The organism is Chitinophaga pinensis DSM 2588, from assembly GCF_000024005.1.
Lineage (GTDB): Bacteria > Bacteroidota > Bacteroidia > Chitinophagales > Chitinophagaceae > Chitinophaga > Chitinophaga pinensis.
Map to the genome: position 1 here is coordinate 6,208,288 of NC_013132.1, position 11,682 is coordinate 6,219,969.

Annotated in this window: 12 protein-coding genes; 8 read left to right on the forward strand and 4 right to left on the reverse strand. The window is 45.8% G+C overall.

Features of this window, described 5'->3' with window-relative positions; genetic code table 11:
* Positions 1-34: 34 nt before the first annotated feature.
* The 4 genes from CPIN_RS24605 to CPIN_RS24620 are packed head-to-tail and all read left to right on the forward strand — an operon-like array spanning position 35 to position 4,750.
* Entirely contained in the window at positions 35-1,021 is a 987-nt protein-coding gene (locus CPIN_RS24605; RefSeq protein WP_012792563.1) for an ABC transporter ATP-binding protein, read from the forward strand.
* Positions 996-2,564: an ABC transporter permease/substrate-binding protein gene (locus tag CPIN_RS24610; RefSeq protein WP_012792564.1), complete on the forward strand. Its 1,569-nt coding sequence runs from the start codon at positions 996-998 to the stop codon at positions 2,562-2,564. Before CPIN_RS24605 ends, CPIN_RS24610 begins: the two co-directional genes overlap by 26 nt.
* Before the next feature lie 12 nt (positions 2,565-2,576).
* Positions 2,577-3,728, forward strand: coding sequence for an ergothioneine biosynthesis protein EgtB (egtB, locus tag CPIN_RS24615; RefSeq protein ID WP_012792565.1), 1,152 nt, complete (start codon positions 2,577-2,579; stop codon positions 3,726-3,728).
* Between the two features lie 29 nt (positions 3,729-3,757).
* Positions 3,758-4,750, forward strand: a complete 993-nt coding sequence (locus tag CPIN_RS24620; protein WP_012792566.1) for an L-histidine N(alpha)-methyltransferase — start codon at positions 3,758-3,760, stop codon at positions 4,748-4,750.
* Between the two features lie 79 nt (positions 4,751-4,829).
* On the opposite strand, the gene CPIN_RS24625 is transcribed toward CPIN_RS24620, so the two are convergent.
* Entirely contained in the window at positions 4,830-5,318 is a 489-nt protein-coding gene (locus CPIN_RS24625) for a DinB family protein (RefSeq protein WP_012792567.1), read from the reverse strand.
* A gap of 104 nt (positions 5,319-5,422) precedes the next feature.
* Here CPIN_RS24625 and CPIN_RS24630 point away from each other — a divergent pair, with 104 nt between their 5' ends.
* Both CPIN_RS24630 and fabF read left to right on the forward strand, forming a co-directional pair.
* A complete protein-coding gene (locus CPIN_RS24630) occupies positions 5,423-5,980 on the forward strand; it encodes a TetR/AcrR family transcriptional regulator (RefSeq protein WP_012792568.1) in 558 nt (185 codons plus the stop codon).
* Between the two features lie 161 nt (positions 5,981-6,141).
* Positions 6,142-7,395 (forward strand): beta-ketoacyl-ACP synthase II, encoded by a 1,254-nt coding sequence (fabF, locus tag CPIN_RS24635; RefSeq protein ID WP_012792569.1) that lies wholly within the window; start codon positions 6,142-6,144, stop codon positions 7,393-7,395.
* A 16-nt stretch (positions 7,396-7,411) separates the two neighbouring features.
* On the opposite strand, the gene CPIN_RS24640 is transcribed toward fabF, so the two are convergent.
* On the reverse strand, positions 7,412-7,639 hold the full coding sequence (locus CPIN_RS24640) for a DUF3820 family protein (protein WP_012792570.1): 228 nt from the start codon (positions 7,637-7,639) through the stop codon (positions 7,412-7,414).
* 407 nt (positions 7,640-8,046) lie between these two features.
* On the opposite strand from CPIN_RS24640, the gene CPIN_RS24645 reads away from it, so the two are divergent.
* Positions 8,047-9,201, forward strand: coding sequence for a sensor histidine kinase (locus CPIN_RS24645; protein WP_012792571.1), 1,155 nt, complete (start codon positions 8,047-8,049; stop codon positions 9,199-9,201).
* 21 nt (positions 9,202-9,222) lie between these two features.
* Positions 9,223-9,636 (forward strand): response regulator, encoded by a 414-nt coding sequence (locus CPIN_RS24650; RefSeq protein ID WP_012792572.1) that lies wholly within the window; start codon positions 9,223-9,225, stop codon positions 9,634-9,636.
* Here the strand turns inward: CPIN_RS24650 and CPIN_RS24655 are convergent.
* On the reverse strand, positions 9,631-10,863 hold the full coding sequence (locus tag CPIN_RS24655; RefSeq protein WP_012792573.1) for a hypothetical protein: 1,233 nt from the start codon (positions 10,861-10,863) through the stop codon (positions 9,631-9,633). The two genes, CPIN_RS24650 and CPIN_RS24655, sit on opposite strands and share 6 nt — an antisense overlap.
* A gap of 132 nt (positions 10,864-10,995) precedes the next feature.
* Complete coding sequence (locus tag CPIN_RS24660) at positions 10,996-11,673, reverse strand: DUF3823 domain-containing protein (protein WP_012792574.1); 678 nt, start codon at positions 11,671-11,673, stop codon at positions 10,996-10,998.
* Positions 11,674-11,682: the final 9 nt, after the last annotated feature.

Below are 11,682 nucleotides of genomic sequence, written 5' to 3' on the forward strand. Positions count from 1 at the left end.
ATGTGCGGATTAAAATCCTCAATGAATCCCGGCCATGATAAAGCTTGAACGTGTCAACAAATCTTTTCAGAACGGCAAGCCTGCTGTCAGTGATGTGTCTTTCGAGGTCAATACAGGAGAAACCCTCGTACTGCTGGGTACCAGCGGAAGCGGGAAGACCACTACCCTACGCATGATCAACAGACTCATAGCACCCGATAGCGGAAAAATATATGTGAATGGAGAGGCAGTGACCAACCAGGAGACCACTTCACTTCGTCGTAATATCGGCTATGTCTTGCAGGATAATGGATTGTTTCCGCACTACACGGTCGCAGAAAATATCGGTATTGTCCCCTCTTTACTCAAATGGGATAAAAAACGCATAGAAGAAAGGACCCGTACACTGATGGAAAAATTGCATCTCCCTCCCACCGAGTATTATCATGCTTATCCGCAACAACTCAGCGGCGGACAACAGCAACGTGTCGGACTTGCCCGTGCCCTCGCAGCAGATCCCCCGGTATTACTGATGGATGAACCTTTTGGTGCACTGGATCCCGTAACGAGAGCCAGTGTCAGAAAAGAATTCCGCTCACTTGACGAGATCAGCAATAAAACCGTCATCATGGTCACACACGATGTACAGGAAGCCTTTCAACTGGGCGACCGTATCTGCCTCATGGATAAAGGAACCATTCAGCAGACCGGCACGCCGGCCGAACTACTGTTCGCTCCCGCCAATGATTTTGTTATACACTTTTTCCAGGAGCAACGTCTGCTGCTGGAATTGAATGCAGTGAAACTGTCAGATATCCGCACGTTACTGCCGACAGACCATGTGACGGAAAAAGGTTCGCCTATATTACCGGAAGACGCCTCCTGCTGGGATGCCTTAGAGCAGATGACCACGCTCTCCAAACCCGTGTATTATTCTTTTGATGGCAAGCTCATTCGCATAGACAGCGCCGCGTTGATGCAGGCATTTACACAATACAAGCAAACTATCAGCAGCAATGGAAGATCAACCCGGCTTTCCTGAATTTGTGCAACAACAGGCCGGCAAACTACTGGAACAAACGTTGCAACATATCGGGCTAACATTTATTTCTTTACTGATCGCAGTCGTCATCGGTGTACCGCTGGGCATACTGATCACCCGTAAAAAAAAGCTGGCAGGCGCCATATTAGGCATTGCCGGCGTTTTACAGACCATACCCAGTATCGCCTTACTCGGTTTCATGATCCCCCTGCTGGGCATCGGCGCCAAACCGGCGATTGTAGCACTCTTTCTGTATGCACTCCTGCCTATTATCAGAAATACCTATACGGGTATCCTGCAGGTAGATCCTACCGTTATTGATGCCGCAACAGGTATGGGTATGAGTCAGCAGCAACTGCTGTTAAAAGTACAACTGCCACTGGCCATGCCGGTAATACTGGCAGGCATCCGAACGGCAACGGTAATCAATGTTGGCGTCGCTACCCTGGCCGCCTATATCGCAGCAGGTGGTTTAGGTGAATTCATTTTTGGCGGTATCGCACTCAATAATACCAACATGATACTGGCAGGCGCTATTCCGGCTGCCTTATTGGCCATATTGTTTGATGCAGGTGTGGCACGACTGCAAAAACTACGGATGCGAAGCGTCAAAACGGCATTGTATATCTTACCTTTTTTGTTGCTTATCTTATCGTCTTTTTACCTGCTTCCAGCCGCATATGGCAGTAGCCTCGTAGCCGGATTTACACCAGAATTTATGGGGCGTAAAGATGGAAATCTGGGCTTAAAACAGGTATACGGACTGAATATGCGCACAGTCGTGATCAGCGATATGATCATGTATAAAGCGGCTTACGAGAAAACCCTGGACGTCATCAGCGGCAGCAGTACAGATGGCAGGGTCAAGGCTTTTGACCTGCAGGTGCTGGAAGATGATAAACATATCTTTCCCCCCTACTACGCAGCGCCCATCGCACGGCAGGCCACACTCGATAAGTATCCTGAACTCGCGCCCGCACTAAATAAACTATCTGGTATAATTAATGATAGTGTAATGACTGAACTGAACTACAGGGTAGATCACCTGAAACAGGATCCCGCACTTGTAGCCAGTGATTTTTTAAAAGCTAAAGGATTATTACAGCCAGCCAGAAAAGGTGCTAAAGGAACAGTTGTCATCGGTGCTAAAATATTCGGGGACGGCTACATTCTTGCCAATATGTATAAACTGCTGGTGAACGGGTATACTGACCTGGAAGCAGTCACAAAAACCGGCCTGGGAGGTACTAAAATCTGTTTTGATGCACTCACCAGTGGACAGATAGATCTTTACCCCGAATATACGGGTACCGGTTTACTGGTCATTTTACAGACAGATAAAGCTGTTATCGACTCCCTGATTGCGGACAAACAAAAAGTATATGACTACGTTTCACAGGCGTTTATACAACAGTACCAGATCAGATGGTTACCTCCTATTGGCTTCAACAACACATATGCATTAATGATGCGCAAACAGCAGGCAGCTGAGCTGCATATCACATCTATATCAGATCTAAAGGAATATTTACAGCATCACTAACCACGAAGGTATATGCAATTGAAAAATGATTTTAACACCGTGCGGAAAAGGTCCATGCATATCTGCGCACCCCTGAAAACAGAGGACTATGTGGTTCAGCCGGTCGTTGATGTGAGTCCGCCGAAATGGCATCTCGGACACACGACCTGGTTCTTCGAAACTTTTCTGCTGAAGCCGCATTTTCCGGGTTACAAAGAATTTGATCCGAACTATAATTTCGTATTCAACAGTTACTATGAAACAGTAGGCGCCCGCGTGATACGCACAGACAGAGGCAACCTAAGCCGCCCCGCTGTGGAAGACGTTATGCGCTATCGTGAGCATGTCGACAAAGCCATGCAGGCATTCCTGGATACACCATTGTCTGACGAACTGAAAACACTGGTTGTACTCGGCCTCAATCACGAGGAACAACACCAGGAACTACTGTATACGGACATTAAGTTCATCCTGGGGCACAACCCGCTGATGCCCGCCTATTCTGATACGCTGGTCGATAACTACATCGCGCCCGCTACAGAAAAACCATTCGTGGAAATGGAAGCAGGCCTCTATGACATCGGTTATAAAGGCGACGGTTTCTGTTTTGATAATGAACTGGGCAGACATACCGTCTATCTCCAGCAATATAGCATTGCCTCCCAACCGGTGACCAACGGAGAATACCTGGAATTCATGGAAGCAGGCGGCTATACAGACTTCCGTCACTGGCACGCAGAAGGCTGGGACTGGGTAAAGAAAAATGAAGTAAAAGCGCCGCTTTACTGGCATCATGTGGATGGCAAATGGCAACATTATAACTGGCAGGGACTCCAGCCAATAAATGAAAATGAGCCTGTTTGTCACATCAGCTATTATGAAGCCACCGCTTATGCCGCATGGAAAGGTTTCCGGCTGCCAACCGAATTTGAATGGGAAGCAGCATCGGCACAATTTTCCTGGGGACAAAGATGGGAATGGACGGAAAGTGCATACCTCCCTTATCCAGGCTTTGTAAAAGCTCCCGGCGCCATTGGCGAATACAACGGCAAATTCATGGTCAGTCAGATGGTATTGCGTGGTGGTTCGGAAGTAACGCCTCCCAATCATAGCCGCGATACCTACCGGAACTTCTTCCATCCTTCATTGAGATGGCAGTTTACCGGCATCAGACTGGCAAAATAATTTAATCTCATTACTCTAATCATAACATTATGGCCACCACCTCTGTAATGCATACGGTATTAGTTCCCGTGAAACAGGACCAGCAGGAAATCTTTTTACAGGATGTGATCCGCGGACTCAGTGCAAAAAATAAGTACCTGGACTCCAAATATTTTTATGATGCCGAGGGCGACCGCCTTTTCCAGGAGATCATGCGTTGCCATGAATACTACCCGACCAATTGCGAAATGGAAATATTACAGGAACAGTCAGCTGCCATCAGCCAGACCATCCTCTCTTATACCAATCGCTTTGATGTAGTGGAACTAGGCGCAGGCGATGCGACAAAGTCCATACACCTGCTCCGGGAATTACTGAACACAGGCAAAGATTTCACCTACTACCCTGTCGATATATCCGGTAACGTCATTACACAACTGGAGCAGTCTTTACCTTCCCAGTTACCCGCACTGAAAGTGCACGGTTTACACGGCGAATACTTTGACATGTTACAGGAAGCCAACGTGCTCTCTGATAAAAACAAAGTAGTGCTCTGTATGGGTGGCAACATCGGTAATTTCACACCGGTAGAAGCAAGAAAATTCGCCCGCCAGTTAAGGAACTATCTGCAACCGGGCGACCTGGTGATGATCGGCTTCGACCTGAAAAAACATCCGCAGATTATACTGGACGCTTATAACGACAGCGCAGGGATTACAAAGGATTTTAACCTCAATCTGCTGAAGCGGATTAACCGCGAACTGGGAGGTAATTTTGATATCACGAAGTTTGATCATTATCCGACGTACGATCCGGGCACAGGAGCCTGCAAAAGCTACCTGGTAAGTTTGGAAGAACAGGATGTGACTGTCGGCGGACAAACATTCCATTTTGGTCTCCACGAATACATATACATGGAGATTTCGCAGAAGTATGACCTGGAAGCAACAGAGCAACTGGCCGTACAGTCAGGCTTTGAGACGGTGGCTAACTTCTTCGACAACCGTAAATGGTTTGCAGATAATATGTGGCTTTGCGTATAACGCAGGAAAAATATAAGAGGCTGTTCGCTTGTAAAAGTGGACAGCCTCTTTTTATTTTAATCAACCTTTCTTTCCTATCCTATTTCCAGGCCCCCAGTAGCCTCCTGAGCACAATGATCTCTCCTGTATGATAACTGGTATGATCTGCAATCAACATCGCTTCACGCAACAGATGCTGTCCATCTCCATGCGCAAATGGCTTATACAAGTCTACATCAGGATCATTTAATAACGCAACAAATTCCTTCAGATCGCTTTTAATCTGCGCCAGACTATGCTTCCATGCCGCATCATCTTTCGGCGCTTTCTCCTTCGGCCAATAACCTTCCGGCCAATCAGGAGACGTATGTTCTGCATCACGGGAAAACTCAAGAATGTCCCACTGTGTAATGCGGATGTGTTCCACCAGTTGCCAGATACTGTAAGGCATCCCCTCAGGCGCCTCTCCCCTCAGTGCAGCCGGCAGGTCCTTTACAGCATCTTCAAAGGTAGCATGTGCATGTCCCCCGTTTAGGAACTGCTCCAGTGTCTTTACGATCTCTTTATCATGATTGCGCGCTGTAGTCATATTGAAGACAATTTTACGTGATAATAAATGTACAGATATGCACCAAAAGAATGCCAGTTGAAAATATTTGCTTACTTACTTACAAGTAAGTAATTTTGCTTTCTATGCAGGATACCAAAGAGAAAATTATTGCGCTGGCAGACCAGCTGATCAGGACCAAAGGATACAATGCCTTTAGTTATAAAGATATATCTGATCCGCTGGAGATAAAAAATGCGGCTATTCACTATCATTTTCCCACCAAAACCGACCTGGGCATAGCGGTGGTAGACTTTGAAACTGAACGCTTTAAGGAGCATACCGCCAAATGGTCCGGCATGTCGGAAGATAAACAGCTGAAACAGCTGTTTGAGACCTTTAACAGGAAACATAAAGAGGGGCTGGTCTGCCTGATGGGCACCCTGTCCCCTGACTATAAAACCTTCCCCGAGTCCTTACAGGAAAAGGTCACAGGAATGTCAACGGCTTTTGCCAACTGGACTTCTCAATGTCTTGAAAACGGACGTAAAAAAGGAATCTTTGCGTTTGATGGCGATGCTGACGACAGGGCCTTACTGGTACTTAGTAATCTACTGGCTTCGCTGCTGATGAGCAGGGTCATGGGACCAAAAACATATAGTAAAATAAGTGGTCAGTTATATAAAGACCTCTTGAAAAAGTAATTAGGAATTACGAATTAGGAATTGGTTAGCCATACCATTCAATATTAATAAGGCATTGATAAAGACTGCTATTCATAGCAGCCCTTTATCCGCATACCATTCCTTCCAGCTAATTCGTAATTCCTAATTCCTAATTCCTAATTCTAAATTAAACAAGATACATGCAAACACTTAAAAGAGCAGTCATCACCGGCCTTGGCGCACTCACTCCGATTGGCAACAACGTGGCTGATTTCTGGAACAACCTGGTAGCAGGTAAGAGCGGAGCTGCACGCATTACGAAGTTCAATCCGGATCCATTCAGGACGCAGTTTGCCTGTGAACTCAAGGATTTTAATCCGGCCAGTGTACTGGACCGCAACGATATACGCAAGACAGATCCCTTTACACAATATGCACTGGTGGCTGCACAACAGGCAGTGACTGACTCCGGACTGGATTTCTCCAAAATGGATCCCTTCGACAGCGGTGTGATCTGGGGCTCCGGACAAGGTGGAATGCTCACCTTCGAAGAACAGGTAAAAGAATATACAGTGGGCAATTATGTACCACGCTTCAACCCTTACTTCGTACCTAAGCTGATCGCCAATATGGCTTCAGGTATGATCTCCATCCGTTTTGGACTGATGGGGATCAACTATACCACCGTATCAGCCTGTGCAACGTCTAACACAGCTATCATGGATGCCCTCAACTACATCCGTCTTGGTAAGGCAAAAGTGATCATCACAGGCGGTTCCGAAGCGCCGATTACAGAAGCTTCCGTAGGTGGCTTCTGTGCAATGAAGGCCATGTCTACCCGCAATGATGATCCGGCAACAGGTTCCAGACCGTTTGATACAGACAGAGACGGTTTTGTGATGGGTGAAGGCGCTGCAGCGCTGGTCGTGGAAGAATATGAGCATGCAGTAGCCAGAGGTGCACATATCTATGCTGAACTGGTAGGCGCCGCCATGACAGCAGATGCATACCATATGACAGCCACACATCCGGAAGGAAAAGGCGCATTACAAGGTATGAAAATAGCCCTGAAAGACGCAGACCTGCAGGCCGCCGATGTTGACTATCTGAATGCACATGCCACCTCTACACCGGTAGGTGATCTGAGCGAACTGGCAGCTATCAGAAGTCTGTTTGGAGATGCACCTGCACATTTATCCATCAGTGCTACAAAATCCATGACTGGACACCTCCTGGGTGCTGCAGGCGCTATTGAAGCAATTGCTTCAATCCTCAGTATAAAAAATGGAATTATTCCGCCAACTATCAATACCACACAACTGGATCCTGCTATACCTGCAGGCTTACAGATCGTGCTGAAAGATGCGATACATAAGAAAGTACGCGTGGCGATGAGCAATACATTCGGTTTCGGTGGTCACAATGGAATTGTGGTATTCAAAGAAATGAACTGATCATTGATCACAGCGACTATTTCCCTTTAAGGGGAGTGAGCAGCCCCGTAAGGCCGTTCAATTTTATCTCATAGACCGTCGCCAGCAACATCCCCAGTTTGCCATCAGGAAACCCCTTCCGCTGGAACCATTCCAGGTAAGAAACAGGCAGGTCGCACAGCAATACGTCTTTGTATTTACCAAACGGCATTCTCATTGTCACCAGCTGCTGAAATATCTCCCGGTCAGGTTGTGCGAATTCCATGATTAATTGATTTAAAATCTGTTCCGATCCCAAAGATAGGCGCAAAACACCGTGCACAGAAAAAAGTTCATTTATTTTTTCCGTTCGCAAATCCATAATCAAACGCTATACGTAAGTACCAACATCAATTATAATAATTCTATATCTGTTTGATATAGCAGCATTCTTTGAGGGGACAATTTTTTTAAGGGACAATAGAATATGTGTTTTTGACAGCTTGCTTTCAATTGCTGTTAGTGGTATGCTTTCACCTATACTTAATATAACATAATTAGTCTTTTCTTTTCATTTTGCAGTGTTGTAAACTTTTTTTTAAACATCCCCCCAGAAGAGTGGTTATTTCAGAACATCCGGTTACAGCCCTCTGTGGCTGTAACCCTTTTTTGTGAAGTAAGGAGAGTAAGAACATGAACAGGAGAAGCGCACTACGTAAACGACTGCAGCATACAGAACGGGAGCTACGGGCAGCCAGGCTGGAATTAAAACAAACCCGGGACAACTATCAGAACATGGTAGAGGAAGTGAAAGACTATGCCATATTGTTAATGGACATAGACGGCAACATCCTCAACTGGAATAAAGGCGCGGAGAAGATTAAAGGATATACAGCCAGCGAAATCATCGGAAAAAATTTCCGCTTATTTTATACTGCCCGGGACAGAGCAAGTCTGGTACCGGAACAACTCCTGCATTCAGCAGTAAAAGATGGCCGCGTACAACATGAAGGATGGCGGGTACGGAAAGACGGAGCGCTCTTCTGGAGCAATGTGACCATCACTGCCATACATAACCGCGATGGACAGGTTACCGGCTTTCTGAAAATAACCCACGACCTCACCGACAAGCGGCTGGCAGAAGAAAACAGCCGCCTCTACACAGAGAAACTGGAGATAAAGAACAGCGAACTTGAACAATTCACCTATATTGCCTCGCATGACCTGCAGGAACCCTTACGTTCTATCAGCAGCCTGGCAGAAATGATCTCAGAACAGTATCACGGCAAACTGGACGAAACAGCAGATACCTACCTGCATTTTATATTACAGTCAGTAAACCGCATGAGTCAGCTGATCAAAGGATTGCTCGACTATTCCCGCCTGGGGAAAGCAAAACTGGACCCCCAGGTAGATTGTAATGTGATCATGGAAACAGTGCTTGCGGACCTGCAATCAGCAATCAAAGACAGTAATGCGATCATTAACGTAAAACAGTTACCTGTACTGAGTGCTTACCCGATGGAACTGAAACTCCTGTTTCAAAACCTTATCAGTAATGCCATCAAATTCAGAAAAAAGGATCAACAACTGTATGTAAACATTTCAGCCTGCCTGACAGATGATGGCTGGATCTTCCAATTTCAGGACAACGGTATCGGCATAGATCAGCGATTCAGTGATAAGATCTTCGAAATTTTTCAAAGGCTACACAGTAAGTCAGCTTATGAAGGGACCGGCATTGGTCTCGCACACTGTAAAAAGATTGTAGCCATGCACAATGGCAGGATCTGGGTCGACTCTATTCCTGGTGAAGGCAGCAAGTTCTATTTTATTATTTCGGTATAACCAACCAACCACTAACCCGGCATGAACAGGAAACTCAACTCCATTTTGCTCATCGAAGACGATGAAGCAACTAATTTCATTAATCAGATGGTGATAAAACGTCTGGATTGTACTGACCATGTACATGTTTCATGGAATGGCGCCGACGCCCTGGATTATCTGAAAAACTGTGTGGCAAGAGCTACCTGTCAGCAACCAGAACTGATACTGCTGGACATCAATATGCCGGGCCTGAATGGCTGGGAATTCCTGGATGAATATGAAAAACTGGAACCGCATGAAAAAGGGAAGATTGTCGTGGTGATGCTGACGACCTCTCTCAATCCCGAAGACAGACACAGAGCCAGTCGTAACCCCTGCGTCGCCGGTTTTAAAAACAAACCCCTCACCCCCTCACTGATGCAAGAAATCTTAAAACAATTCTTTCCGCTATAACCAGCCCCGTTCTTTCCAGGCAGCTATCGTCGCACCTGTTGCTCCACATTCGCGCAGCACATCCTCAAAGTCCTCCATTTCCGCACCCCAGTCTACCGCATAAGCCGTAAACTCCTCACTTACGGGTATACGCCCGAATAATTTAGTGGTGGTCAGAATATGCCCTACTTTACGCAACATCAGGCTACCCATCTCCCATTTCTCCTCCTTACTGATAATCTTTATCAGCTGTGTAAAAGGCCGCTCAAATTTCTCCCGGTTGACCTCCAGATAAGCATGGTCCAGCTCCGTCGCTAAAAAGATCAGATCAAAAATATCTTCGTCAGGATGCTGCCGGGAAATCTGCCTCGTAACAGCTACTGAACGTGGTGATAAAGAAGGAATATAAGTATCTGCGTAGTGATAATTCAGTTCAAGTAAAGACAAAGGCGTTTCTACCTCCTGCTCCTCCAGTGTATCCACAATAGCAACAGCCATACTCTCCGCAACAGTATTCATCAGCGATTGTATATCCAGATTGGCCACTGGTCTTACATATGCCAGCTCATTCTCTCCGCTTTCATACACCATCCTGATCTCATCAAGAATGCCGTCATCGCCGTATCTGTATAGATTCTCGTACTTGATCTCTCCCACGCCCGGTACAATCCCCAGACAATCCGCTTTCACAATACGTCCGTCTATAATCTCATACTGTTCGATATTACAAAACAAAGAGTGCTCATAACTCACGATACTGCTCACCTTTTCTTCAGCAGTCATATCTGCATATTCCTCTCCGATCCCTCTGCCATTCACCATTAACGACTGATAGGCTATCTTCTGACCGTTTTCATCAAAGCGGATCCTTTTGATGCCGGAAGGTATCTGTGTCTCAAGATTGTATTCTATGTATTCTACCCATTCTTTACCATAGGAATAATAACCTGCCCAGAATACATTATTAGCCGGCTTTCCATAAGATGTATAACAGGGCATTCCGTCCTCCGCAAGACCATAGAAATGATAATCACCTAACTCACGTACATTACCTACCGGGAACACCTTCTCATCTGGCTGTAAAAAAGCAGGAGTACCATAATCATCGAGATCGTATCTGTAACCTGGGATATATTTTTCAGTGGCTATTTTGCTTTTAAATTCCTGTAAAAGGTCAAATTCAACAAAGGCTTGTTTCCATCGGGATAGGATATTCTGCTTCAATAAGTCCAGGTACATCTGCGGCATTTTGAATAAAATTAATATTTTAAAATAAAAGATGCTACTTGGTTTGTTCAATTGGTTTACAGATCATTATAAAGCCCACCTGAAAGATATAACCTTCCAGGTGGGCTCACTATTTTTAATTATGACTCCTATCTATTCAATTTTAATGGGTTGCGAGTAAATATGCTCCGCAACGCCTGCTGTCTTGACACTTACGCGTGCAAAGAAAAATGACTGTCCCGAAAGACTGCCTGGAATTGTCAGAGTGACAGTAACAGGCGCGTTGATATCAGTAATATCGCTCCCGTTGACCGCCGCAGAGCCCAGATTGTTTACAGCATCAACAATATTGGTCTTGCCGACAAACAATGCTACTGATTCAAGTGTACCCCCATTAGCAACTTTCACTATAGAGAACGTACCCGTCACCGTCGTACCTGATTTACTGATCGTCGCGTTTTTGATCACAAAGTAAGGCTGCACAGGTACTTCTATTACGGTATTGCCATTGACGGTAACGTCAATAGAGTCGATATTATTCACCCATGGTCCGTTACCCGGCAGGCGGACCAGCTTATAACTGCCATTGAATAACGAGGCAGAAAAAGTACCGTCCTGTGCCACGTAGACAGGTATTTTCGTGAACAGCTCAAAACCATGTTGCCAGAGCTCCAGCTGCACACCATTCGAACGAAGGCCTACTGCTTCTTTGTCATATACGACTTTACCGGAAAGCAGGGAAGACGGCTTTTCGTAGTTGTCTTTCTTACAGCCATTCACCAGTACCAGCAGTAACAGTGTAATGACGTATGACGATATTAATCTGATCATGTCAGTTCG